The sequence below is a fragment of the Klebsiella sp. PCX genome, from assembly GCF_021869705.1.
Taxonomy (GTDB): Bacteria; Pseudomonadota; Gammaproteobacteria; order Enterobacterales; family Enterobacteriaceae; genus Klebsiella; species Klebsiella quasipneumoniae.
Genome location: NZ_CP091527.1, coordinates 2,023,829 through 2,048,510, shown reverse-complemented (window position 1 = coordinate 2,048,510; position 24,682 = coordinate 2,023,829). Strand labels below are relative to the sequence as shown.

Annotated in this window: 30 protein-coding genes; 13 read left to right on the top strand and 17 right to left on the bottom strand. The window is 56.1% G+C overall.

The features are described 5' to 3' along the window. Positions 1–47 precede the first annotated feature (47 nt). Both GQR96_RS09585 and GQR96_RS09580 read left to right on the top strand, forming a co-directional pair. The gene (locus GQR96_RS09585) at positions 48–149 is read left to right on the top strand and encodes a YoaK family small membrane protein (RefSeq protein ID WP_004150782.1); all 102 of its coding nucleotides are present in this window, start codon (positions 48–50) and stop codon (positions 147–149) included. Between the two features lie 192 nt (positions 150–341). After that, positions 342–467, top strand: a complete 126-nt coding sequence (locus GQR96_RS09580) for a hypothetical protein (RefSeq protein ID WP_004203733.1) — start codon at positions 342–344, stop codon at positions 465–467. A 59-nt stretch (positions 468–526) separates the two neighbouring features. Here the strand turns inward: GQR96_RS09580 and GQR96_RS09575 are convergent, their stop codons facing one another. The 4 genes from GQR96_RS09575 to fraE all read right to left on the bottom strand — a co-directional run bounded on the left by GQR96_RS09575 (position 527) and on the right by fraE (position 4,264). Next, positions 527–790, bottom strand: a complete 264-nt coding sequence (locus GQR96_RS09575) for a DUF2534 family protein (protein ID WP_004203731.1) — start codon at positions 788–790, stop codon at positions 527–529. Between the two features lie 130 nt (positions 791–920). Continuing rightward, positions 921–1,559, bottom strand: coding sequence for a leucine efflux protein LeuE (gene leuE, locus GQR96_RS09570; protein ID WP_004203730.1), 639 nt, complete (start codon positions 1,557–1,559; stop codon positions 921–923). An 89-nt stretch (positions 1,560–1,648) separates the two neighbouring features. Continuing rightward, positions 1,649–2,563, bottom strand: a complete 915-nt coding sequence (lpxP, locus tag GQR96_RS09565; RefSeq protein WP_017898648.1) for a kdo(2)-lipid IV(A) palmitoleoyltransferase — start codon at positions 2,561–2,563, stop codon at positions 1,649–1,651. A 657-nt stretch (positions 2,564–3,220) separates the two neighbouring features. Further along, complete coding sequence (fraE, locus tag GQR96_RS09560; RefSeq protein ID WP_017898650.1) at positions 3,221–4,264, bottom strand: fructose-asparagine asparaginase; 1,044 nt, start codon at positions 4,262–4,264, stop codon at positions 3,221–3,223. Between the two features lie 303 nt (positions 4,265–4,567). Between fraE and GQR96_RS09555 the strand changes: the two genes are divergently transcribed. Beyond that, positions 4,568–5,776 (top strand): HD domain-containing phosphohydrolase, encoded by a 1,209-nt coding sequence (locus GQR96_RS09555; protein WP_065904680.1) that lies wholly within the window; start codon positions 4,568–4,570, stop codon positions 5,774–5,776. Between the two features lie 73 nt (positions 5,777–5,849). Next, positions 5,850–7,634 (top strand): sensor domain-containing diguanylate cyclase, encoded by a 1,785-nt coding sequence (locus tag GQR96_RS09550; RefSeq protein WP_065904678.1) that lies wholly within the window; start codon positions 5,850–5,852, stop codon positions 7,632–7,634. Here the strand turns inward: GQR96_RS09550 and GQR96_RS09545 are convergent. Continuing rightward, positions 7,631–8,530, bottom strand: a complete 900-nt coding sequence (locus GQR96_RS09545) for a LysR substrate-binding domain-containing protein (protein ID WP_065904675.1) — start codon at positions 8,528–8,530, stop codon at positions 7,631–7,633. The two genes, GQR96_RS09550 and GQR96_RS09545, sit on opposite strands and share 4 nt — an antisense overlap. Before the next feature lie 121 nt (positions 8,531–8,651). On the opposite strand from GQR96_RS09545, the gene GQR96_RS09540 reads away from it, so the two are divergent. Further along, a complete protein-coding gene (locus tag GQR96_RS09540; protein WP_004203721.1) occupies positions 8,652–10,154 on the top strand; it encodes a UbiD family decarboxylase in 1,503 nt (500 codons plus the stop codon). An 85-nt stretch (positions 10,155–10,239) separates the two neighbouring features. Here GQR96_RS09540 and GQR96_RS09535 read toward each other — a convergent pair whose 3' ends face one another. The 4 genes from GQR96_RS09535 to GQR96_RS09520 all read right to left on the bottom strand — a co-directional run bounded on the left by GQR96_RS09535 (position 10,240) and on the right by GQR96_RS09520 (position 12,740). Continuing rightward, positions 10,240–10,650: a Spy/CpxP family protein refolding chaperone gene (locus GQR96_RS09535; protein WP_017898654.1), complete on the bottom strand. Its 411-nt coding sequence runs from the start codon at positions 10,648–10,650 to the stop codon at positions 10,240–10,242. A gap of 135 nt (positions 10,651–10,785) precedes the next feature. After that, entirely contained in the window at positions 10,786–11,472 is a 687-nt protein-coding gene (locus GQR96_RS09530) for a KPN_01159 family EAL domain c-di-GMP phosphodiesterase (RefSeq protein ID WP_004203719.1), read from the bottom strand. A 434-nt stretch (positions 11,473–11,906) separates the two neighbouring features. After that, positions 11,907–12,062 (bottom strand): hypothetical protein, encoded by a 156-nt coding sequence (locus GQR96_RS09525; protein ID WP_032425982.1) that lies wholly within the window; start codon positions 12,060–12,062, stop codon positions 11,907–11,909. A gap of 45 nt (positions 12,063–12,107) precedes the next feature. After that, positions 12,108–12,740, bottom strand: a complete 633-nt coding sequence (locus GQR96_RS09520) for an ECs1377 family protein (protein WP_004203718.1) — start codon at positions 12,738–12,740, stop codon at positions 12,108–12,110. A 567-nt stretch (positions 12,741–13,307) separates the two neighbouring features. On the opposite strand from GQR96_RS09520, the gene GQR96_RS09515 reads away from it, so the two are divergent. Next, positions 13,308–13,505: a hypothetical protein gene (locus tag GQR96_RS09515; protein ID WP_004203716.1), complete on the top strand. Its 198-nt coding sequence runs from the start codon at positions 13,308–13,310 to the stop codon at positions 13,503–13,505. Then, positions 13,465–13,944: an FUSC family protein gene (locus tag GQR96_RS09510; RefSeq protein ID WP_114140415.1), complete on the top strand. Its 480-nt coding sequence runs from the start codon at positions 13,465–13,467 to the stop codon at positions 13,942–13,944. The genes GQR96_RS09515 and GQR96_RS09510 overlap by 41 nt, the downstream gene beginning before the upstream one ends. On the opposite strand, the gene cydB is transcribed toward GQR96_RS09510, so the two are convergent. From cydB to GQR96_RS09480, 6 genes are all read right to left on the bottom strand, one after another. Next, entirely contained in the window at positions 13,862–14,872 is a 1,011-nt protein-coding gene (cydB, locus tag GQR96_RS09505) for a cytochrome d ubiquinol oxidase subunit II (RefSeq protein WP_065904674.1), read from the bottom strand. The two genes, GQR96_RS09510 and cydB, sit on opposite strands and share 83 nt — an antisense overlap. Further along, entirely contained in the window at positions 14,869–16,275 is a 1,407-nt protein-coding gene (locus GQR96_RS09500; protein WP_004203714.1) for a cytochrome ubiquinol oxidase subunit I, read from the bottom strand. Before GQR96_RS09500 ends, cydB begins: the two co-directional genes overlap by 4 nt. Positions 16,276–16,329: 54 nt before the next feature. Beyond that, entirely contained in the window at positions 16,330–17,217 is an 888-nt protein-coding gene (locus GQR96_RS09495; RefSeq protein WP_004140512.1) for a manganese catalase family protein, read from the bottom strand. 16 nt (positions 17,218–17,233) lie between these two features. Then, the gene (locus GQR96_RS09490) at positions 17,234–17,740 is read right to left on the bottom strand and encodes a ferritin-like domain-containing protein (protein WP_004203713.1); all 507 of its coding nucleotides are present in this window, start codon (positions 17,738–17,740) and stop codon (positions 17,234–17,236) included. Positions 17,741–17,766: 26 nt separating this feature from the next. Then, positions 17,767–18,261, bottom strand: coding sequence for a YciE/YciF ferroxidase family protein (locus tag GQR96_RS09485; protein ID WP_008807707.1), 495 nt, complete (start codon positions 18,259–18,261; stop codon positions 17,767–17,769). Between the two features lie 90 nt (positions 18,262–18,351). After that, a complete protein-coding gene (locus GQR96_RS09480) occupies positions 18,352–18,537 on the bottom strand; it encodes a con-10 family general stress protein (RefSeq protein ID WP_004150795.1) in 186 nt (61 codons plus the stop codon). Between the two features lie 631 nt (positions 18,538–19,168). On the opposite strand from GQR96_RS09480, the gene GQR96_RS09475 reads away from it, so the two are divergent. Then, complete coding sequence (locus GQR96_RS09475; protein ID WP_004203711.1) at positions 19,169–20,362, top strand: zinc-dependent alcohol dehydrogenase; 1,194 nt, start codon at positions 19,169–19,171, stop codon at positions 20,360–20,362. A gap of 111 nt (positions 20,363–20,473) precedes the next feature. Further along, a complete protein-coding gene (locus GQR96_RS09470; protein WP_004203710.1) occupies positions 20,474–20,701 on the top strand; it encodes a DUF1272 domain-containing protein in 228 nt (75 codons plus the stop codon). Positions 20,702–20,755: 54 nt separating this feature from the next. Here GQR96_RS09470 and GQR96_RS09465 read toward each other — a convergent pair whose 3' ends face one another. Next, positions 20,756–21,301, bottom strand: coding sequence for a cysteine hydrolase family protein (locus tag GQR96_RS09465; protein WP_004203709.1), 546 nt, complete (start codon positions 21,299–21,301; stop codon positions 20,756–20,758). Between the two features lie 301 nt (positions 21,302–21,602). Then, positions 21,603–22,244 (bottom strand): GntR family transcriptional regulator, encoded by a 642-nt coding sequence (locus GQR96_RS09460; protein WP_004203708.1) that lies wholly within the window; start codon positions 22,242–22,244, stop codon positions 21,603–21,605. A 157-nt stretch (positions 22,245–22,401) separates the two neighbouring features. Between GQR96_RS09460 and GQR96_RS09455 the strand changes: the two genes are divergently transcribed. From GQR96_RS09455 to GQR96_RS09440, 4 genes are all read left to right on the top strand, one after another. Beyond that, positions 22,402–22,875: an OsmC family protein gene (locus GQR96_RS09455; RefSeq protein WP_004203707.1), complete on the top strand. Its 474-nt coding sequence runs from the start codon at positions 22,402–22,404 to the stop codon at positions 22,873–22,875. 136 nt (positions 22,876–23,011) lie between these two features. Beyond that, positions 23,012–23,335 (top strand): antibiotic biosynthesis monooxygenase family protein, encoded by a 324-nt coding sequence (locus tag GQR96_RS09450; protein WP_004203706.1) that lies wholly within the window; start codon positions 23,012–23,014, stop codon positions 23,333–23,335. Beyond that, positions 23,328–23,720, top strand: a complete 393-nt coding sequence (locus tag GQR96_RS09445; RefSeq protein WP_065904672.1) for an amino acid-binding protein — start codon at positions 23,328–23,330, stop codon at positions 23,718–23,720. The genes GQR96_RS09450 and GQR96_RS09445 overlap by 8 nt, the downstream gene beginning before the upstream one ends. Further along, on the top strand, positions 23,717–24,430 hold the full coding sequence (locus GQR96_RS09440; protein WP_065904670.1) for an ArsR/SmtB family transcription factor: 714 nt from the start codon (positions 23,717–23,719) through the stop codon (positions 24,428–24,430). The genes GQR96_RS09445 and GQR96_RS09440 overlap by 4 nt, the downstream gene beginning before the upstream one ends. The last annotated feature ends 252 nt before the right edge of the window (positions 24,431–24,682 follow it).

Sequence of the window (24,682 nt, the reverse complement as noted above, 5' to 3'; positions counted from 1 at the left end):
TATCCAGTATCATGCAGGGCATCATTCGTGGGTACAGGGACACTATCATGAAATTGGGTATTCTTTTCCCGGTGGCGATCTTTATCATCGCCGTCGTCTTTCTCGGCTGGTTTTTTGTCGGCGGCTATGCGGCGCCGGGCGGGGCATAATGAAAAAAAGCACCATTATTATGCTGGTTGTCGCCATCGTGGCGGTGGCCGGTGCCCAGTTCGGCTGGTGGTGATCGCCGCGACGATATTGCGGAGTTGTCTTATCCCATCAATAAGTTAACGCTTTACACTCACGTTATCCGCCGCGGCATTCTCGGCCACGGGGAAAGAAAAATAGCGGGAGAAGTAAGGATGAAAAAGCCGATCGTGTTACCGTTGATTATTGCGCTGTGCACGCTGTTATCGGGATGCATTGTTGACGATGGGTATCACCACCATCGCCACCACCACCATCACCACTATCATGACGATGATTAATGCTTCACGCTGTTGATGAGCCGATAAGACAGGGCGAACCGCGGTTCGCCCGTTGACGCTTAATCCTGACGCTCGTCGCCGAGGAAAATAAAGCCGAGCGGAATAGCGAAGAGCGCGGTAAAGACGATGCTGTAAACTGTCACCATCGCCCCCTGCAGGAAGAACATAGACGTCGTCCACTCCGAGTACGGCATATTGTACTCGCTCACCACGCCGCCAAAGGTCGCCCGTCCCACCACCGCCAGCGCGATAGCAAACACCGCCGCGAGCGACAGACAGTATTTTTTGCAGTTTTTATTGCTGAGGAGTTTTTGCAGAATCATCCGGGCTTCCTTTTTGCTGAGCGATAAACGGCTGTATATGTAACACCAATGCAATAAAAAATGAAGGGTTTTTGTTACAGGACAGAATAAGAGGCGGCGGGCCGGTCTGTGGGTAACCGGCCCGTGGGGATCAGGACTGCAGGGTAGCCAGGCGCGCGGCGAACCCAACGAAAACCAGGCCAATCAGGCTGTTGCCAAGTTTAGCCAGCTTCTTGCGGGTTTTGACGTAGCGGGTGACAAACGAGCCGGAGAGGATCAAAAAGCTCATATAGCAGAAGCTAATCACCTCAAGGGTCAGCGCCAGAATAAAGAACGCCACCCCGGGCGCTTTGGCGTTGACATCGATAAACTGCACGAAAAACGACACATAAAACAGAATCGCTTTCGGGTTGGTCAGGCTCAGGGTCAGGGAGCGCTTGAGGATCGCGCTCGCCGGCTCCGCGCTGGCGTCGGCCTGGCCGTCACGCTGGGTCAGCACCGCATAGAGCATTTTGCCCCCCAGCCACAGCAGGTAAATCGCCCCGAGGTAACGGACGACGTTAAACAGCACCGGCGTGGTCTTAATCAGCGTCGCCACGCCGGCAAAGGCCAGAAACATCAGCACCGCGTCGCCAATAAAGACGCCCGCCGCCGCCAGATAGCCTTTCTTCACGCCGTGGGCAATGCCCGTCTTCAGCACAAAAAACGTATTAGGGCCAGGGACGAGGATGATAAACACCGCCCCGACCAGGTAAGTCAAATAATTCAGAACACCAAACTCAGCGAACACTCTGCACTCCTTCGCGCACGACTAAAACATGATCCAGCTCACGTTACCCCAACTGTCGGGATTTTGAAAGCGCAGCCTGTGCGGGAAGGTTAATAGACGGAAGGTTCACCCAGCGGGCGGGTTTTAAAACGGCGATGCACCCACAGATACTGCTCAGGGGCGCGGAGGATCTCGCGCTCAATCACCTTGTTGATATAGCCGGCGGCGATCTGCTTATCCTCACCCGGATAGTCATTCATCACTTCGCTAATGTGCAAGCTGTAGCCCTGGCGATCCAGCTTGCGCACCATGCTGATGCTCAGCATTTTCGCCCCCGATAAGCGGGAAAGCACATAGGTGCCGTTGGTGGTTGCCGCCTGCGGGACGGAGAAAAACGGCGCAAACACGCTGCCCTTGGGGCCGTAATCCTGGTCCGGAGCAAACCATACCGCTTCGCCTGATTTTAAGGCATGTACCAGGCCGGTCAGGTTGTTACGATCGATCATCGCTTTGTTCGAGCGCAGGCGACCGCGGGTTTGCACCCACTCCATCAGCGGACTGTTATGCGGACGATAGGTGGCCATCATTGGACGACACAGCCCCATGGCGCGCCCGCCCAGCTCCAGCGACATAAAGTGCACGCCGACGACCATCACCCCTTTCCCGCCGCTAAGCGCATGATTAAGGTTGGCAAAGCCCTCGACATCAAACCATTTTTTGACCCGTTCGTCGCTCCAGAACCAGGCCATGCCGGTTTCAATCAGCCCCATTCCCAGCGACATAAAGTTTTGATCGATCAGGGTCTCGCGCGCCGCCGGCGACATCTCCGGGAAGCAGAGTTCAATATTGCGCCGGGCGATATGTTCGCGGCGTTTGAGAAAACGTCGGGAAAGACGACCCGCGCTGGTGCCGATAAAATGCAGCAGCGGATAAGGCAGTTGTACAATCAACCAGAGGATGCCGAGCCCAAACCAGGTCAGCCAGTTGCGCGGGTGTAAAAGTTGTTTATTAAATACGCAGGCCATGATTTTTCCTGTAAACATTAATTATGTGGTAACGCTTAAGGAAAACAGAATCCATTTATCATCATTAGGCGGTACGTACAGCAAGTAGGACAATACTAATCCGCTGAAATTCCCTCCGGCAAGTAAAAAACAACGTGCTGACAAAAAAACATAATTGCGGCACAAATGTTACTAAATGTAAACTTAAATCTTATCCTCTTCTTAATATATTCATCGTGCATATCATTTTCACGCTAATCATCAGCGTTACTACCGGACATAATCGAAACCCGACGCGAGAACGCCTTGTCTGCCGGGGTCTGATGCCCGCTCAGCCACACGGCCCGCAGCCTGCCCGCGTCTCCAAGCTCTTCGTATGTGCCGCGAAAAAATAAAAGGGTTCCCCTTCAGCGTGACTCATTTTTTATCCGTGAGCATAAGGAATATTAAAATCGCCTTAAGGTAATAATTAAGAATAGACTTATTTAAAGATGCTTTAAAAATAAGCGCCCTGGCAATTGTTTGCGCGTTAATACCGCCCTTACCCGCCGCTGAAAAAATATTTCTTTACGCCTTACCGGCATAAAGCACCGTGTTTAGCGCGGACAGTGACCCGACATCGGGTCACTGTAGGGCAAACCGCAGCGAAGACGTGATGGACGCCCCGGCGGCAGAGGATCAGTAGGTGTGGAAATATTGCTGGATCAGCAGCGGATCTTTCGTTTGCGTCAGCGCCGTCATCAGCAGAATACGCGCTTTCGCTGGATTGAGGGAATCGGCCACCAGCCCGGGCTGGCTGTCGTCCGGCGGCACCACGCCACTGCCGGTGCGGGAGGCGCGCACCACCACGATGCCCGCCTGCTGCGCTTTTTTAATACCGGCGGCGCTACGTACCGACACCGAACCTGCCCCCGTGCCGGCGTAAATAATACCGTCGGCATGATGGGCGATCGCCGCATCGTACATATACTCCGGGTCGTCCTGGTAACCATAGATGATCACCACTTTCGGCAGAGCCTTCAGCTGACGCACATCGAAGACCGAGCGCAGAGTGTGGACCTTATCCACCCGCGTTTCAAACTGGGGTTTTCCCCCCACCACGACGCCAAGATAACCCTCCTCCGACGCCCGGAAAGTATCCAGCGAGGTGGCATTGGTTTTGGTGACGAAGCGCGCCGCGCCGATGCGGTCGTTAAGCACCACCATTACCCCGCGCCCGCGGGCATCCGGGTCGGCGGCGACGGTGACGGCTTCCAGCAGATTCATCGGTCCGTCGGCGCTGATCGCCGTCGCCGGACGCATCGCGGCGGTAAAGACCACCGGTTTATTGCTTTTCACCGTCAGATTGAGGAAATAAGGGGTTTCATCGAGGGTGTCGGTGCCATGCGTGATCACCACGCCATCGACATCATCCCGGGCTAATAACGCATTCACCCGCTTCGAGAGCTGCAGAATAATATCGCTGGTCATATTCTCACTGCCGATATTCGCCACCTGCTCACCTTCGACGTGGGCAATTTTACTGATTTCCGGCACGGCGTTAATCAGCGTCTGCACGCCAATTGCCCCGGCTTTATAGCCCGTCGTCTGGGTATTGCTGGCCGCCGAGCCGGCAATCGTCCCGCCGGTGGCTAAAATGACAATATGCGGTAAACGCGTCTCGCTAAACGCCAGGCTGCTTATCGTCAGTAACGCAATGGCAAGTAATGCTCTAAAATTCATACAGGTCACTCCCTTCATAGACATTAATCAAACTTACGCTTGCTTAATGCAAAGGGCTTGCCAGAATTGATATCTTTTACGGGGGGTAAATGGTTAACTATCAGACAATAATAAGGTTCTCGCCTCAACATCGCCCAAATCTGGTGCATGACTGGATCTGAACCGGGCAGGCGCCATGACCCCATACATTATGAGATTTTACCCGTTCAGCAACACACAACACGCATTGCGATCAGATTATCGACACTTCCGTCACCCTCAAGGTCATTTATGCCCGCCAGGTGACGCGAACGGAGAACAGAAATGCGCATTGCCCTGAAGTCGGCCCTGATGCTGACCACCAACGTCATTCAGATCATTAACCCTGAACTGCACCGGCATATGCAACGAACGGCCTTAATCGCGCTGACGCTGGCGCAAAGGCTGGAGCTGCCTGCCGAGCGTCAGCAGACCATTTTTTGCGCCGCGCTGCTGCACGATATCGGCGTACTGGGTGATAGACGCACCATCCATTCGCTGGATGCCATCGATAATATCCACGATCCGCATCAGCGCCAGGGGGCGGCGATGCTTGAGGGGTTAGCAACCTTCCAGCCCATCGTCCCCTTTATTCGCGACCACCACTTTAGCCCGGAGCACCGCGGCAGCCGCGAACAGCATATTGTCTATTTCGCCGATGCCTTTGAACGGCTGCTGCCGGCGGATAGCCGCGTGGCCGCGTGGCCCATGCGGGCAGTGGTGGAGCAGTTCGTCACCCTGCACCGGGAGATCGATCCGCTGCTCTGCGATACCCTGTGCGAGGTCGCTGAAAATGCGAGCTTCTGGCAGCACCTGCATCCCGGGCATATTCAACGGCTGCTGGAAATTATTGCCCCCATCAACACGCTATATCTGGATATTGACGGTCTGAAAGATGTCTGCCTGCTGATTGCCAAAATTGTCGACACCTACAGCAGCTTTACCGCCAGCCACAGTATTATGGTCGGGGAAATCGCCCGCCAGCTTGCCCATTGGATGCAGCTGCCAGAGCCCACCTGCCAGCAAATACAGGTTGCCGGCTATCTGCATGACATTGGTAAAGTTTATATCCCTCTTTCTATTCTGGAAAAAGAGGGGGAGCTGGATGACGACGAGCTGAGTCAGGTACGCGAGCACAGCTACATGACCGGAGATCTCCTGAGCGACTACAGCGAGCTTGGCGACATTATCAACTGGGCCTCGAATCATCATGAAAAACTGGACGGCAGCGGCTACCCTCTGCATCTCGAAAAGGATCACCTGACCCTCGCCGACCGGATTATCTCCATCGCCGATATTTTCACCGCCCTGACCGAAAATCGCCCTTATCGTAAAGGGATGGCCTGGCAGGAGGCCTTACAGATTATGGAAACGGATGTTATAAATGGCGCTCTGGATCGCGATGTCTTTCTCGTTTTACGCCACCATGCGGAAACGCTACACGCCATCATTCTTCAGACCCTTGAACACCCCCGCAGCGAGCACCGCCCCTGAAGCGGGCCGCCGTCATAACCGGGGGCGGGTTCTATAATTAAAACCGCTTCATCTGCATGCAAGGAAACACAGGGTGAGAATCGCCACCATCACCAACTGGGCCTACGGGATCACCGTCGGCCTGACGCTGGCATCCGGGAGCGCCATGCTCATGGCCTCCAGCGCTGACCGCGTCGAACGCCAGGCGGTACAGCAGCGCCAGGTCTTTGATACCCTCTCCGACGAGGTGGAAAACGACGCCTGGGCGCTGTCTGACCTCGCCCGGCTATACGTGGTTAAGCCCTCGCCGGAGACGCTGGAGCAGTATCAGCAGCTGCAGCGGAGCGACAAAAGCATTGAGCTGCGGCTGGCCAGATTGAAAGATAACGGCGCCAGCCGCGAGGAGCTGGCGCTGCTGCACGATGGCCTGCAGATTGCCGCTGAACTTCAGGATGAACAGCAGGCCGCCCTGGCGCATGTCGCCAACGGCGATGCGCCAGCGGCCATCGCGATACTGTATGGCAAAGCGTACGAGACCGAGCTGGAACGTATGCAGACGCAGATCGATCGCTTCCGCCAGATGCTCGAAAATCGCGCCGCCGTTGCCATTGACCAGGCCACCGACCGCTCGCGGATCTGGCGAACCCTGTCGGAAATCATGGTCGGCCTGACCGCCCTGATGTTTTTGTTCGTCCTCGGCTTTATTCTCAAACGCCGGGTGCTCTACCCGGTGGTTCGCCTGAGCGACGTGGTGCAGCGTCTCGCCTCCCAGGACTATGCGGTGGAGACGCCGCAGTTCACTCAGGTGGATGAGATTGGCGATATGGCCCAGGCCATCCGCATTTTTCGCGAGAACGGCCTGGCCCGCCAGCAGCTGGAGCAGCAGCGCGACGCCGACTGGGCGATCCGCGAACTGCTGGCGCGCATGACCCAGCGGCTGCAGGGCTGTGAAACCATTGAAGATGTGATTAAGGTGGCGGAACTGTTTGCGCCGAATATCGCCCCGACGATCCCCGGGAAACTGTATATTCTGGATACCGATCCCTGGCAGATGCGCTGCGTGGCGCAGTGGCTGGCGCCCGCCGGGGAGACGACGCCCTTTTCACCCGACGACTGCTGGGCGATACGTCGGGGACTCAGCCATCCGCCGGTGCAGGGCGAACCCGATATCACCTGCTATCATCTGCCGGAGGCGCACGCCGGCCAGTCGCTCTGCGTACCGCTTATCGCCCAGGGCGAAGCCATCGGGCTGCTGACCTTTCAGAACGTTACCGCCAGTGACGCCCCTTCCCGGGCCTACCTTGAGCTGATGGCGGAAGCGCTGGGCCTGGCGCTGGCCAATCAGCGCTTACGCAGCGCCCTGCTGGAAAAAGCGCTGTTCGATTCCCTGACCGGCCTGCGTAATCGCCATCATCTTGACGAAGCGCTGCATTCACAGATGGCGCTGGCGGTCCATACCCACACCCCGCTGAGCTGCCTGATGATCGACATCGATCATTTTAAAGCCATCAATGATCGCTACGGCCACGAGGCCGGGGATCTGGTGATTAAGAGCGTCGCCACCATCGTGCAGCGCGCGGTGCGCGATATCGGCATGGCTTTCCGCTACGGCGGCGAGGAGTTTCTGGTGCTGCTCCCCGGCATTGACGAAGCCGAGGCGCACCAGTGCGCCAGCGAGATCTATACCCAGGTGCATAATATGACGCTGCGCGATGGTCTGACCGAAATAGGTCAGGTGGATGTGTCGATTGGTATCGCCAGCTATCCGCAGCATACCCAAAGCGACAGCCTGCTGCGCGCGGCGGACGCCGCGCTGTACCGGGCGAAAGAGCTGGGCCGCTCAAGGATTGTCAGCTTTGGCCGCCTGAAGACCGGTTAACCGGGTGATTGCTCAGTCGCATTGAGCAGCGAGATGACTTTCCGTACTACCGCCGAACGGATATGGCGGTGGTAAACCATGCTCAGCTCACTCTCCGCCAGCCGGTCCTGAAGATCGATGTACACCACGTTATCGAGGCGTAAAGCCCGCGCCGAGACCGGAACCAGGGCCACCCCGACCCCGGCGGAGACCAGGCTAATCATCGAGGTGACGTCGTTGACCCGCTGCGCCACCTGCGGCGTAAAGCCCGCGACGCGGCAGGCGTCAATAAATACCTGCTCCAGCCCGGTGCCCTGCGGATCGTTAAGAGAGATCCAGTTATCCGCGCGCAATGAGGCCAGATTGAGCGCCCCTACCCCTGCCAGTGGATGCTGCTGATAGAGCGCCAGACAGAGCTTTTCCCGCACAAACGGCCTGACCACCAGCGCGTCCGGCGGCGAGGCCAGCGGCGCGCGGATGATGGCGATATCCAGGCGTAGATCCAGCAGCGCTTCGTAGAGCATTTGCACATCGCCATGCACCAGCGACAGCTCAATCCCCGGCCAGTCGGCGCGCAGCTCGCGCAGGAGCCCCGGCAGTTTGCTGTCGTACATCGCGCTGGAGACATACCCCAGATGCAGTCTTCCCTGCTCGCCCCGCGCGGTGCGCTGGGCGTCCAGTGCCGCCTGGTCGACCATCTCCAGCGCCAGCCGCGTCTTCTGCCAAAAGGCCTCGCCCGCGGCGGTCAGGGTCAGACGGCGGTTAGCGCGGGAGAAGAGCACCACCCCCAGACGCTGCTCGAGCTGTTTGATCTGCTGGCTGAGGGCGGGCTGGGCGATATGCAACCGCTCCGCCGCCCGGTGCATATGTAACTCTTCGGCAACGACCACAAAATGGCGTAACGCTCGCAAGGACATGGCCGGACTCCGGTGGGTTTGATTGATAATAAAAATATTATCAATAAAGCATAAATGATGCAATTGATAACCATTAGCCTGCGAAGCATACTGTGCGCATCGACACGCTAAGGAGAACATCATGACCGCACCGATTCAGGATCTGCGCGACGCCATCGCGCTGCTGCAACAGCATGACAATCAATACCTCGAAACCAATCATCCGGTGGACCCTAACGCCGAGCTGGCCGGCGTCTATCGCCATATCGGCGCCGGCGGCACCGTGAAGCGCCCCACCCGCATTGGCCCGGCGATGATGTTTAACAATATTAAGGGCTATCCGCATTCGCGCATTCTGGTGGGCATGCACGCCAGCCGCCAGCGGGCAGCGCTGCTGCTGGGCTGCGAAGCTTCGCAGCTGGCGCTGGAGGTGGGTAAAGCGGTGAAAACACCGGTCGCGCCGGTAGTGGTCCCGGCCGACAGCGCCCCCTGTCAGGAGCAGATCTTTCTGGCCGACGATCCGGACTTTGATTTGCGCACTCTGCTCCCGGCGCCCACCAACACCCCGATCGACGCCGGCCCCTTCTTCTGCCTGGGCCTGGCGCTGGCCAGCGATCCTGACGACGCCTCGCTCACCGACGTCACCATCCACCGCTTGTGCGTGCAGGGCCGGGATGAGCTGTCGATGTTTCTTGCCGCCGGCCGCCATATCGAAGTGTTTCGCCAGAAAGCCGAGGCTGCCGGAAAACCGCTGCCGATAACCATCAATATGGGTCTCGATCCGGCCATCTATATTGGCGCCTGCTTCGAAGCCCCCACCACGCCGTTTGGCTATAACGAACTGGGCGTGGCTGGCGCGCTGCGTCAGCGCCCGGTGGAGCTGGTGCAGGGCGTCAGCGTCCCGGAGAAAGCCATCGCCCGCGCCGAGATCGTTATTGAAGGCGAACTGCTGCCCGGCGTGCGCGTCAGAGAGGATCAGCACACCAACAGCGGCCACGCGATGCCGGAATTTCCCGGCTACTGCGGCGGCGCCAACCCGTCGCTGCCGGTGATCAAAGTCAAAGCGGTCACCATGCGGCACAATGCGATCCTGCAGACGCTGGTGGGACCGGGGGAAGAGCATACCACCCTCGCTGGGCTGCCGACGGAAGCCAGTATCTGGAATGCCGTCGAGGCCGCCATCCCGGGCTTCTTACAAAATGTCTACGCCCACACCGCGGGCGGCGGTAAATTTCTGGGGATCCTGCAGGTGAAAAAACGTCAGCCCGCCGACGAAGGTCGTCAGGGACAGGCTGCGCTGCTGGCACTGGCGACCTATTCCGAACTGAAAAACATCATTCTGGTTGATGAGGATGTCGATATCTTTGACAGCGACGATATCCTGTGGGCGATGACCACCCGCATGCAGGGGGATGTCAGCATCACCACCCTCCCCGGTATCCGCGGTCACCAGCTCGATCCTTCCCAGACGCCGGAATACAGTCCGTCGATCCGCGGGGAAGGTATCAGCTGCAAGACGATTTTTGACTGCACGGTCCCCTGGGCGCTGAAGCCACACTTTGAGCGTGCGCCGTTTGCCGATGTCGACCCGCGTCCGTTTGCTCCGGAGTATTTCGCCCGTCTGGAAAACGGCCACGGTCAGTAAGTCAGTCAAGCTGGGCGACTGGCGCCGGACACGCGGCGTCTGTCGCCCGATTCAGCGCCATCCGGAGCGGATGGCGAAGGCCGGGTTAATTAATCGCCGCGGCGAGGTCTTTTTTCACCTGCTCACGCTGCTCGGCAGTCAGCACCTGGCTGACGTCAAAGTAGTATTTCACACGATAGTAGCGCACCTGCTGATCCAGCTGGCCAAAAGCAGCCAGCTGCTGTTTGACTTTAGCTTCATCCCATTTCCCGGAGTGAATAACGTCGGCCAGGGCGCCGTCCTGATAGCCGCTGATTTTAATCTGGCTCACATTGTTTTCGAATCCCTGACGCAGCGCCTGGATTTTGGCGACCTGCTCCTCACTCAGCTTCAGATGCTGGACGACCGGGTCCTGCGAGACAGACGGCACGTCAGCCGAGGTCGACGCCTGGCTGGCGGCGGTGAAGCAGGTGGTCAGCGCAATGGCGATCAGGGTGTTACGCAAGCGTGTATTCACAATGAGTTATCCTTCAGGCAAGTAAAAGAGACGGGATTATCATCGCGGGAATAAAGCCTATCTGTAACAAAGCATTCGTTTAAAACTGGATAAGAAAAGAATGGCAGGTCACCGAAACCTCGCCCCGGTGGGGGCTCAGCAGCAGAGAAAGATATATTCATCCTTCCAGTAACGGCCCTGACCAATGATATCCCCGGCCGCAGTGATTAACCGTTTTTGCTTTTCGGTTTCGATCCCCTCCACAATCACATGCCCGGTCAGGGTATGAATAGCCTGTAACAGCCCAGGCAAAGCGGGATCGTTTTCTTTGTCCCAGAAATAATCTTTATCCACTTTGACGCAATCGAAGCGAAATCGCTCCAGCAGCCGGAAAGTCGTGCGTCCGCGTCCAAAGTCATCCAGCCAGACCGGGCAAAGCGCCGCCAGCGTGCTCAGCGCCGTCAGTTCGCGACCGGCGATAAACTCATGAAAATTCTCATTTATTTCCAGGGCGATGTATTTACTGGCGCGCAGAAAATCACACAGATAGCGATCGGTCAGAATAAAATGGCTTAATAAATCATCAATATTCAGCGAGATCGGCTTATTATCGACCTGGGAAAAATCAAAGACGGAAAGCAATTCGATTTGCCGGGTAAATAGTGCAAGCTTGTCGCGTTCGGTGAGCGTGGAGAAAGAAAACGTGGGCGCGGAGGTGTTATTTTGTGCGGGTGCTATAATGTCTTTAGTGAGCAATTCCCACGAGTGGTAGGCACCATCATCGCTAATAGCGGGCTCCAGAACGAAGCGATAAGAGGTATTTTTCACGTTTTCTTTAACCATTTAAAAAATACCAGAAATAAGAAAGGGTTAAAGCATGTCATATATTTCCCGCCAACAAAAATAGTTTAAAATGATCGATAAGAAACATTCGATAGCTAAAAGCTATCAAGATATAATTTATTGATCGGTAAAGTGAATTAATATAAATTTGCCACCGCTGTCATCCCCACCTAAGTCAAAATTAAAATATCGTTTCAAACCAGCCAGTTACAAAATAATCCATCACCAGGCATTGCGGCTTCATGCTTTTTCCCTACGGGGAAAAAAGCATGGAGTAATAAAACCGAAAAAAACAAGCCGCCAGTTTTTGGCATTTTTATGCCGAAGATCAATAACGCATCACCCGGCACGGCCCGCCTGCCACGCCTGCCACGCCGTCTGCAGGCGATAAATCAGGCAGACGGGTCAACGAAACGTCATATTTTCCCGCTACCTTACTGGCAAAAGAGGCGAAGTGGGAAAAGGGTAGTGAGAAGAATATACGGGGTTCCGCTGGCGCTGATGCTAGTCATGCTCAGCGCCAGCGCGTGGCTGGAACCGGCTCCGCGGCATGCCGCCAGAGGCCTGTGCGTCTGGTTTGATGGAGCAATGGTCGACTGCCTGCAGAGGCAGCGGCTGGGCGAAGGGAGGCCCGCTCACACGCTGGCCAGACGATAAACCGGTACCCGCCGGGTGGTATTGAACAGAGTGTCGCAGACCTCCACCTCCTCAGTGACAATGGCCATACCGGACCGGCGCAGCTGGGCAATGTCCGCCGCTACCCGCTGACTGCCGAACCAGAACAGGGCATCCAGCGCGGTAACCGGCAGGCCGGCGATTAATGCCTGCCGGAGTCGATCCCGGGCTGGTTTAATCTCCCGGGCGATCTGCTGGTACGGCGCCGCCGTCTGGCCCGTCGCCTCGACGCGACGAATACGGTTTGTCAGGTGGTAATGAAAGCTCTCCGGTACAGCCTGTAAATCCTGCTTCAAACTGTAGACGCAGCCGTAACGTTTGCCGTTGAAAACGGCGGCTTTACGACTGAGCTGCAGCGTCTCGCGGACGTCGGCGATCAGCTGCGGCGCGCGCACCAGCAGCAGGCGAAAAGGCAGCTCGAAGCTGGTGACATAGTCGACGTTCAGCAACGCAATGCGCAGACGCTCCTCTGCCCCGGCCTGCAGCTGACGGCACTCCTGATAGACTTCTCGCCACTGCTCCCGCAGCCGCGACGTTTCACCGGCTTCGGTAAACTGGTATTTTTCAATATCGTAATCAATTCTCCCGAGCACCGCACATTCCTTCCTGAATCAGTCCCGGCGTTATACTATCATCCTCCGGCGCGGTACCCTATGCCCAGCGCCGTCGCCTCTGTCGGTTATTTACGATAAAGATAACGGGTGATGACCACATCAAGAACAAACAGCAGGAAAATAACGCTGCTTAACCACAATAAGCCTGCGAATAAATCAAGTAATTGCATCGTTGTTCCCTCGCCGTTGGCCATAAAAATAAAGCCCCATCACCATAAGGTAGTTAAGAACTACCTTAACAGCCACAGATTAAAAATTATTTAGCGATATGAAATCCCGAGCCCTTGCAGGTTCATTTTACTGACATCAAATTGTCATCAAACAATGTCTATCATCAGCCGACACCGCAGGATGGTTCCTGCCGTCATGGTATCGCCGGCAAACGCGCGACCGCACGGTTTAACAACACGGAATAATATCGCCCTACCTCACTCTTACTGTCATTGCATAATCTTATATCAGGCGCCATTACCATTCTGCTGAATAATCCGGAATGCGCTATAAGTCATAAACGCCCTGCTGATTGGTTGACCATGGAGAAATACGATGCCCAGCGAAAAAGCCCGCAGCCTTGACCATTTCTATGAGTTACTGGCGACAGGACAACATCAGAAAATCGAACTCGATTTTGACGTCGCCGCAGACGATTTTTTTAAAATCGCCACCGAGTTTGGCGACATTGGCGCGAGGATCACCCGGGTGAATGAGCGATTTATTATTAAGATCAAGTCGCCAAAAGCGTAAGCCTCTGCCCGCCTTCCCCGGCGGGCGTCAGGCCAGCATCATGCGGGCTCTGTGGCTCGCAGGGAGTCACAGCCTGCCCCTGATTGAACGCCCATCGCGTGGGTACGCTTTCCTGTTGGCGGGTGACACCTTGCGCCTGTTGGGCTTTGCCGCCGTCTCCAGGCCCGGAACCCTTTTTGACCCTGCGGTGATCCGGGTGGAGAAGATAACGATCGGTATCTTAAGCGCCGACCTGACCGACGGCTTCGGGCTGCCGGTGCGCCCCCATATTGACACCCTGCCCAAGCAAGAAGGGAACGGGGCCGGTCTGCCCGCGACTATCTGGTTCATTCCCGGGCCGCCGGCGCGTATCTCGCTCAGTGATAGCCTTCGCTGCCGGACACTTTGCCGCGAAAGACGTAATAGCTCCAGGCGGTATACATCAGGATCACCGGGATGATCAGCAGCGCCCCCGGCAGCATAAATACCTGGCTGGAGGGCGGCGCGGCGGCATCCCACAGGGAGATGTGCGGCGGAATAATGTTCGGCCAGACGCTGATTCCCAGCCCGCTGAAGCCGAGGAATATCAGGCCCAGCGTCAGGATAAAGGGACGAGCATGGCTTGCGGGGCGCGCGCTCAGGCGCCAGATCCACAAGCTCAGGGTCAGCACCAGGATCGGCACCGGCACGAACCAGAAGAAATTGGGCAGCGTAAACCAGCGTTCCGCCACGTAGCGCCAGCCCAACGGCGTCCAGACGCTGACCACCGCGATCACCGCTATCAACGCCAGCAGCGCCTTGCGGGTCAGCTCGCGCATCCGCTGCTGCAGCGCGCCTTCGCTTTTCATGATCAGCCACGTGGTGCCCAACAGCAGATAGGCTACTACCAGCCCCAGACCGCAGAACAGATTGAAGGGGGTAAGCCAGTCCAGCGTCGAGCCGGCGAAGCGGCGGTCAGCCACCGCAAAGCCGTTGATAAACGCGCCGACGACAATCCCCTGGCTGAAGGTCGCCAGCAGCGAGCCGCCAGCGAAGGCATAGTCCCAGAAGGTGCGATGCGAGGGAACCGCTTTAAAGCGAAACTCAAACGCCACGCCGCGGAAAATCAGGCCGATGAGCATCGCCGTCAGCGGGATAACCAGCGCATCGGTGATCACCGCGTAAGCCAACGGAAAGGCGCCGAACAGCCCTGCCCCGCCGAGCACCAGCCAGGTTTCGTTACCATCCCAGACGGGCGCCACGCTGTTAACCATCACGTCGCGCTCTTCGGCGTCATGCACCACGCTGAACAGCATTCCGATGCCTAAATCGAAACCATCCATCACGATATACATCAACGTGGCGAAGACAATGATGACAAACCAAATCACCGAGATATCGATGCTCATGATGCGTTCTCCTCATCCCGCACCGGCTCTGCCGCCGAGAGCGGACGCGCCGGGGTACCTGCGGTTTGCGAGGTCAGCTCCGTCACCGGCTGCGGCCCTTTTTTGATAAGCCGGAAGATATAGTAATACCCCACGCCAAACACCGCGCAGTAGACCACGATAAACACCAGCAGGCTAATAGCCATCTGCAGCGTACTGTGCAACGACACCGCGTCCCGGGTGCGCAGCAAACCGTAGATCACCCACGGCTGACGGCCCATCTCGGTGGTCACCCACCCGGCGACCAGCGCAATCAGACCGGCGGGACCCATACAGAGCGCAAACCACTGGAAGGGACGCGAATGGTACAGCCGCCGCCGATAGCGCAGCCAGGCGCTGCAGATCCCTAAGGCGATCATCAACACCCCCATCCCAACCATAATGCGAAACGACCAGAACACGGCGGGCGAATAGGGCCGGTCCTCTTTCGGGAAATCTTTCAGGGCCGGCACCTGCTTATGCAGGCTATGGGTGAGGATCAGGCTGCCGAGCGCCGGGATCTCCAGGCCATAGCGGGTGCGCTCCTGCTCCATATCCGGCAGACCAAACAGCAGCAGCGGGGTGGCCTCGCCGGGCCGGTTTTCCCAGTGTCCCTCAATCGCCGCAATCTTCGCCGGCTGATGTTCGAGGGTATTAAGACCGTGCATATCACCCACCACCGCCTGGATCGGCGCCACCAGCAGCGCCATCCACATCGCCATCGACAGCATTTTGCGGATGGCCGGCGAGTCGTTGCCGCGCAGCAGATGCCAGGCGGCGGAGGCCCCGACGAACATGGCGCTACTGAGAAACGCGGCGATCGCCATATGGAATAAGCGATACGGGAACGAGGGATTAAAGATAATCGCCAGCCAGTCCTGCGGGATGAGGTGGCCATTTTCGAGGGTAAAACCCTGCGGCGTCTGCATCCAGCTATTGGAGGCGAGGATCCAGAAGGTGGAGACCAGGGTGCCAAGGGCTACCATGCAGGTGGTAAAAAAATGCAGCGCTGGCGGCACCTTGCTCCAGCCGAACAGCATCACGCCGAGGAATCCCGCTTCGAGGAAGAAGGCTGTCAGCACTTCATACAGCAGCAGCGGGCCGGTAATACTGCCGGCAAATTGAGAGAATCCGCTCCAGTTGGTGCCGAACTGATAGGACATGACTAATCCGGAAACCACGCCCATACCAAAATTGACGGCGAAAATTTTCAGCCAGAAGTTGTAGAGCGAGCGCCAGACGTTATCCCGGGTTCTCAGCCACATCCCCTCCAGCACCACAAGGTAGCTGGCAAGACCGATGGTGATGGCCGGAAACAGAATATGGAAGGAAACGGTAAAGGCAAATTGCAGTCGGGCCAGATGAAACGCGTCAAATTCAAACATAATCCGCACCATCATTGTGAAACGCCCCGGCCGCAGCCGGGGCTTATGCGAACATCACTTAGCCGATGATGACGTGTTTTGCTTACCGGCGCCGAGTTCGGCGCCGGTCAAAGGATCACCCTGCGGGTCAGACTGTGTTCGCTTCAGCATCGCTTTGCACAGCGCTTCCTGCTCCGGCGTCAGGCCGACAGAGGCGCTGCCATCTCCGCCATCCACGGCCGGCTGCGGATCCTTGACATAATCGAAGTGTTTGTCACTGTTCCAGCTGCCGCGTACTTCTCCACCCTCAGACATATTGTAGTAGGTGTTCGCGTACTCGCTAATGGGCGGCAGTTTGCCCGGTGGATAGTTATTACGAATCGACTGCAGCGCTTTCTCAAAAGAGAGCTGATGCGCCGCTTCGCGAGTCATCAGGAACGCCAGCGCGTCCTTCACGCCGGGATCGTCGGTCACGTTGATCAGCCGTTCATAGACGATCTTCGCCCTCGCCTCCGCCGCGACGTTCGATCGCAGGTCTGCGGTGGGTTCGCCGATAGTATCAATGTAGGCCGCTGTCCACGGCACGCCCGCCGAGTTGGTCAGCGGAGTACCGCCGCCGTAGAGCAGCGACGTAATATGGCTGTCGTTGCCGTTGGCGGTGAGCGAACGATAGAGTTCCGCCTCGCTCTCGGTGCCCTCCGCCAGCGCCCCTTTGGCGCCTTTATTTAGCATGCCGACCAGGGTGCCAATGATCTCCAGATGGCTTAGCTCCTCTGTCGCGATATCCATCAGCATGTCTTTACGGCCGGGATCGTCATCGCTTAATCCCTGAGTGAAATAACGACACGCGGCGGCCAGCTCGCCCTGAGGGCCGCCAAACTGTTCGAGCAGTAAATTCGCGAGCCCCGGGTTGGGTTCAGCAACGCGCACGGTATACTGCAGTTGTTTCACATGACGAAACATAGGCCTGCCTCCTGGGTTATTTTTTCGCTTCTACGCCGTCAGCATCTGAACGCAGGAGAAACTGCTCCGTGGTCTGAGGAATATGTTTGATCAGCCAGTCGGCCATTTCCCGCTCTTCCGCCAGGATGGCCTCAATGGCTGGGATGGAGGCGGTATCGCCCGCTTTTTCAGCGGCCGCCAGCAGAGAGGTATAGCAGGCGATCTCAAACTGCTCGAAAACGTACCCGCTGATCGAGCCTTTGACGATTTCATCGGAAGGAAACATTCCGCCAATGGACTGGCCAAGAGCCGCCATTTTACTCATCGAATCTTTAATCACCGAGCGCGAAATGTCGTTGCGGTCGAGGATCTCTTCCAGCACGGTAATTTGCCGTTTGGTCTCATTAATATGCTGTTCGATTCTGGCACGGAGATCCGGATAATTATCGATACGGCCAGCCATTGATTCCAGCATGGATTCTGCCTGTTTTTCCATGGCATGCGCATCTCGTAGCCAGTCATGATAATGTTCAATGTGATTCATCGTGATTTCCTCGTGTCAGGGAGCGTTTATTTTTCCGCTTTTTTATTAATATTACCTACCGCCAGGTCGGTTAATTTAACATCGGTTTGCTTTTCTTCTTCCAGGGTTTCGGCCAGCAATTTGACCGCTTTTTTATAACCCAACTGTTCCGCCAGGGTAACCAGGGTACCGTAACTGGCAATTTCGTAATGCTCGACCTTTTGCGCAGCGGCAATTAACGCGGCATCGCGTACCTCATTTTTTTCCGTGCTCTCAACGACTTCATTGGCCTCTTCGATCAATCCTTCCATGGCCACGCATTTCATGCGTTTGATTTTCAGACCAGATTCCTGCTCAATAATCTGGTCGATACGTTCAATCTGGCCCTGGGTTTCTTCAAGATGAGCATTGAACGCCGCGCTGAGTTTTTCACTGGACGCCGCTCTGGCCAGTTTTGCCAGCCCGCGGGTTAATTGTTTCTCTGCGCTGTAGGTATCTGAGAGCAGGTGAATAAATACATCTTCAATGCTTTTCATATTCATAGAAATACCTTCTGGAGTCAGAAAATAACTGCGAGTCTGTGACAGACTCGCAGGAGATACTTTCACTTCAGGGTGCAAGGAAAAGGATAATCAGGAATTATCGGACTTGCGGCCACCGCCGTGGCTGTTTTGTCCGCCTTTTTTACCCGCTTCAGACGCACGCTGCGGATCATTTTTAAAGTTCCCGCCGCTGTGCTGACCACCTTTACGACCTGCTTCAGAAGCTTTTTCACGGTCTTCAGCAAAATTTCCGGAACCACCACGATGCTCTGCCATATTTCACCTCATGTATATCGGTTATGTCAGTACGATACGAAAATATTCCGTATCACTCGTCGTTCGATATTTAAATCTAGCGGGTAATGCTGGTTAGTCAAATTATTATCCCGTGTTTTTGATGCCTTTTAGGAGTAATTCGGAATAATTCTACAAAACACATCAAAAATAACCAGACGGTACATTACCGCTAACTTACTGTGTTCAGGGAAATAATGCACACAGAGCACCACTGTGGCAAAGAATTATTTATACCGGCGGAGTACTCCTGTTGGGTTATATAACGAAGCGGCAGTACTGCCCTTAGTCTGGTTGAAATTCAGATTTTTTCTTTTTTTAAGGCCAAAAAAAAAGCCGCTGGGGAAGCGGCTGGAAAATAAAACGGAGCGAATATCATGCCCGATTAAGCCTGGCATACATAAGGGGAATAGGCAAATAACCTAAAATAACCTCAACAAACCAGCCGCTAAATAAGCGAAGCGTGGAATACATTCACTGAGTGGAATATCACGCAGTTCCATTATAAGTACTCTACGCTTTATTTTTACTGTGGTTTATCGGCGGCAATAACGTTAGGTCACAATGCCTTTTCGCCTGCTGCTATCAGCCATTCTCTCCAGGAGAAGACTTTATGAAAGCACTCACTTATCATGGCCCCCATCATGTCAGCGTCGACACCATGCCCGACCCGGCCCTTGAGGCGCCGGACGATATTATTCTGCGCGTCACGGCGACGGCGATCTGCGGTTCCGATCTGCACCTTTACCGCGGTAAGATCCCCGGCACGCACCATGGTGATATTTTCGGCCATGAATTTATGGGGGAAGTGGTGGAAGCCGGTTCCGAGGTCACCGCGGTTCGTAAAGGCGATCGGGTGGTTATCCCGTTTGTCATCGCCTGCGGAGACTGCTTCTTTTGTCGCCTGCAGCAATATGCCGCCTGCGAAAGCACCAATAGCGGCCAGGGGGCGACGCTCAACCGAAAAGGCATTTCGCCACCGGCGGCCCTGTTCGGCTACAGCGATTTGTACGGCGGGATCCCCGGCGGCCAGGCGGAATATGTGCGCGTTCCCAAAGCCAATACCGGACCGTTTAAAGTGCCGGACACCTTACCCGATGAAAAGGTGCTGTTTCTGTCAGATATTCTGCCTACCGCCTGGCAGGCGGTAAAAAACGCCGAGGTCAAACCCGGCAGCAGCGTGGCTATTTTTGGCGCCGGCCCGGTTGGCCTGCTGTGCGCCTCCTGCGCCAGGCTCAATGGCGCAGAGCAGATATTTATCATCGATCATAACGATTACCGACTCGACTTCGCGCAGCGGCGCTATGGCGCGATCCCGATAAACTTCGACCACCATGACGATCCGGCGCAGTGGATTATCGACAACACCGCCGGCCATCGCGGCGTCGATGCGGTGATTGACGCCGTCGGCTTCGAGGCGAAAGGCAGCCTTACGGAAACCGTCCTCAGCACCCTGAAAATCGAGGGCAGCAGCGGGAAAGCGCTGCGCCAGTGCATCGCTGCCGTGCGCCGCGGCGGCATCGTCAGCGTGCCCGGGGTTTACGCCGGTTTCATTCACGGATTTATGTTTGGCGATGCCTTTGATAAGGGGCTGACCTTCAGAATGGGGCAAACCCACGTCCATGCCTGGTTGCCGGATCTACTGGCGCTTATTGAGCAAGGGTTGCTCACCCCGGAGGAGATTGTCACTCACCATATGCCTCTGGAGGAGGCCGCGCGCGGCTATCAGATCTTTGAGAAACGTGAAGAGGCATGCCGCAAAGTGATCCTCGTGCCGGGAATGCAGCCCGGAAAGGCAACGCTTTGAGGCGGAGATTAACGCAGCGAAATCCCTCGGAGGCCAGTCTGCGCCGTGCTATAAAAACAGCATGCGCTGGCCGGCCGTCGCTGATACAGCCGTTAACCACAGGAGAAGGTCATGCTCGAGTTACGCCCGAATTGCGAATGCTGTGATAAAGATCTGCCGCCAGACTCACGCGAAGCGTTTATCTGTTCGTTCGAGTGCACCTTTTGCCAGGACTGCATGACGGCGCGGCTTAACGGCCATTGCCCGAACTGCGGCGGCGAACTAGTGCGGCGTCCGGTGCGTCCCGAAGAGGCGCTCCGGCGCCACCCCGCCTCCACCCTGCGCCGCCATGGGCAGTAAAACCGGATGAGCAGGCGTAGCGAAAAGGAGCCCTCGGGCTCCCTTTCTTCATCCTTATTTCGCTGCCGAAAAGCGCCACTCTGCGGCGGTCGACAGCGTCACAAATGGCCCGGCAAGGGTGACAATGTGATGGCCAATGATGTCAGGCGCTGATAAACGTTCGTTATCCATGGTTGAGTGCGCATCTGAGATCAGCACCGTCCGTAATCCCAGCGCCGATGCCGCTCGGCAGGTCGTGTCCACGCAGAATTCGGTTTTCATCCCGGCAATAACCAGCTGTTTTACGCCGGCCTGAGCGAGCTGATGCGCAAGGTCAGTTTGCTGAAAACAGGAAGGGTACTTTTTAATAAAGACGATATCCCGCTCGCCGTTAACACCCATCTCAGGCAGCAGTTGAGTTAATGGACTTTGCGCGGAGAACGGAGAGTCGTCAGCTCCGGTATGGCGGGCAAAGAAGACGGGCACCTCAGCCTGTCTCGCTTTTTCAATCAGCAGGCAAACGTTCGCCAGAAGCGCATCGGCCTGATACGGGGAAACCGGGCCACGGAAAAGCCCCTGCTGCATATCGATAATTAACAGGGCATCCTCAGATGAAATCATGATGGGTCTCCATTCAGTCTGTCACGAACGGAGAGGTCTCTCCCCGTCCACATTGGCGGGGAGTGAGGATCTGTTTGTCAGGAGCCGGTCACAGATACGCCCACACCACCGCAGGTTACGGTCGTGGTGGTGACGGTGGTGGTTGGCTGCACTGACGTAATCATTATCTGACCTTCACTTATTCCTTACAGATAAAACACAGATAAAACATAAGCGCCATTAAAACGGCTCTTTTCTTATAGCATTGAGCTGAGACGGATGGCAATTTATGCGTGAACAACGCAGCCGCTTTACGCAACCATTAACGGCTTACAATATAGGCGCGAAGGATTTCACCTGCTGAAAGAATATGTTTCACAGTATATGCCCGAGCCTCCTGTGGATTATTTTGCTGGCAGGCCATCAGGATCTGCTGATGCTCATCCTGGAATTTCAGCGTATCCGACAGCAGTCTGTTCTGAAAAAGCTCATATCTTTCAATCTGCTCGCGCAATTCACCGATCATCTTCAACAGGCGCTGATTGTTACACTTCCGATACAGCAGTTCATGAAACTCCCGGTTATACCTCCCCTGCAGCTCGGGTTCAGAAGCGCTACTCAGCAGCTGATGCACCAGCTCTGCCCGGGCAAGCGTTTCCGGGTCCATATTCTCCAGGCTATGAAAAATGGCTTCACCTTCCAGGAGTGCCCGCAGCTGATAAATTTCATCGACATCTGCGGCCGTCAGCGTTTTCACCACCGCGCCACGATTTCTGAAAATCTCAACCAGACCTTCGCGCTCAAGCTGCTGTATCGCTTCTCTCATTGGGATACGGCTGACAGAAAACTGGCAGGCCAGGTCGCGCTCCACAAGCCGGTCGCCATCTCGCAATGCCCCCTTGTTGATTAAGATTTTTAACTCACTGGCAAGGATATCGGCGGTCGAACGGGTAGCAGCGTTCATTTGGCTCTCTTTACATCATTCATAAATGGTATACGATTATACCATTCGAGCCAACGTCATGACAACCTTGCGATTCTACCTGCGGCTTCGTTCAGGCAATGCAACTGGACGATACCGCAGTGAAGAAATTCATCCCTCTATAGAGAAAGGCAAACCAATGGAACATGCTTATACCAGTCATATCACATGGACCGGCAATCAGGGCACGGGTACCTCGGGTTACAAGGCTTATGCCCGGACCTGGGATATCGCGGTAAAGGGAAAAGAACCCATTCATTGTTCAAATGATCCATTACTGGGCGGCGATCCCGGCAAAATGAACCCGGAAGATCTCCTGCTCTCTTCTCTCTCTGCCTGTCACATGCTGTGGTACTTACATCTGGCCTCAGATGCCGGCATTACGGTCATGGAATATCAGGACTCGCCGGTGGCAACGGGTGAAGTATTAAAAGGGGGCGCGGGTCGCTTTATTTCTGCTACCCTCCGGCCGAAAATCACCGTATTACCAGGTACCGATCTCGACGCCGCCGCGGCCCTTCATCAGCAGATCCATCACGTCTGTTTTATCGCCCGATCGGTCAATTTCCCGGTCAGCTACCAGCCTGAATTTATTATCTTTAACGCAGAGTAACTCGTTTCTGGCGCGATCATCCGGTGCGCAGGAAATGTGGCTGGGGTATCCAACCTCAGCCACACTTCGCTGCACGCCGAAGCATCCTGCTCTGGTCGTCATTAGACTGCACGGACATTCACCACGGAGCAGACTTATGATTGCAGTACTTTTTGAGGCCGACGCCTTACCGGAAGCACAGGAAAGATATCTTCAGCTGGCGGCCGGGCTGACGCCTTTGCTTTCAGACACGCCGGGGTTTATTGCCATCGAGCGTTTTCAGAGCCTGAATTCGCCCGGCAAAATCCTTTCGCTATCCTGGTGGGAAGATGAAGCATCGGTGGCCAACTGGCAGCAAAATGAGCGGCATCTGGCTGCCCAGCGCGAAGGCAAAGCATCGATTTTTTCATACTACAGAATACGCGTTGCCCGCGTGTTCCGGGATTACTCATCGGATCGGGGAGCACAGCCAGATGTATGATATTCACATCATTCTCAGCAACACGCCGGGCTCGCTTGGCGCAATGGGTATAGCGCTGGGCAACAACGGTGTGGGCCTCGAAGGTGGTGGGGTATTCACCACGCCTGATGCCGGACATGCGCATTTTCTGGTGGAGGACGGTGAGACAGCCCGCAGGGTGCTGACCGAGGCCGGCTTTACGGTCAGCGATGTATGCCGTCCTCTGATACGTAAGTTACCCCAGGAACGCCCCGGGGAACTGGGAGACATTGCCGACACCCTTGCCCGCAACAGTATTAATATTCTGGTACAGTACAGCGACCACCGTAACCGGCTCATTCTTCTTACCGATGATGACACCCGGGCAGCGGAAGTGACCAAAAAATGGGCCATACTTTCTGAATGAATCTCCTGAAAACGCAGCAAGACAGTGAGCCAGAGGCGGCACTGGAAACCGCGATGGCGATGGTGGCCTCTGCCCTCTCTGACCCGTCAAGGGTCAGTATTCTCTGCGCGCTGATGGACGGGCGCGCATGGACGGCGACCGAGCTCAGCACGGTCGCCGAGGTCTCCGCCTCCACCACCAGCGGACATCTTGCCCGGCTGCTCAGCAACGGGCTGGTGGTGTGTCTCGCGCAGGGGCGCCACCGCTATTACCGCCTGGCAGGCGCGCATATCGCCGGGCTGCTGGAAAACCTGATGGGCGTCTCAATGCAGTCGCATAAGGCGCTGGCCACCAGCACGCCGGTGACACTTCGCTACGCTCGCACCTGCTACGACCATCTGGCGGGCGAACTGGCGGTGAAGATTTATGAGTTTATGCTGCGGGAAAAATGGCTGACGGCCGATGGCCTGGCCCTGACGTCAGCCGGTAAAACCCAGCTTGAAAGCCTGGGCGCGGTACTTAACGCTCGCCCGCGACGTAAGCCTTGTTGCCCCTGTCTTGACTGGAGCGAAAGACGTTTTCATCTGGGAGGCGACGCCGGTTCGGCGCTGATGACGCTGTTTGAGCAGAAAGGATGGATAACCCGCGCGCCGGGATATCGGGAAGTGCAAGTGACGGATAGCGGCAGAGCGGCGCTGTCCCGGCTGTTTAATCTGAAGGTGGGTGGATAGCCTGAGTTTAGGCTACATCACATTTTCGCCGAACGGCACCGGTTTAAGCCGGTCGGGCCATCAGTAAGACCCCTGGCGTTCAATCCATACCCACTTGCGATCTCGCGGTAAACTGAGCTAGCCCTGTTGTAAGCGCATGGCTTTGATGGACATTGTGTTGCGGGAAATCGACCATGGTACCGCGCAGCGAGCGTCCGGCAAAATAACGGCCTGAATGCGATAAAAAAACGGGAGCCCATCGGCTCCCGCTTT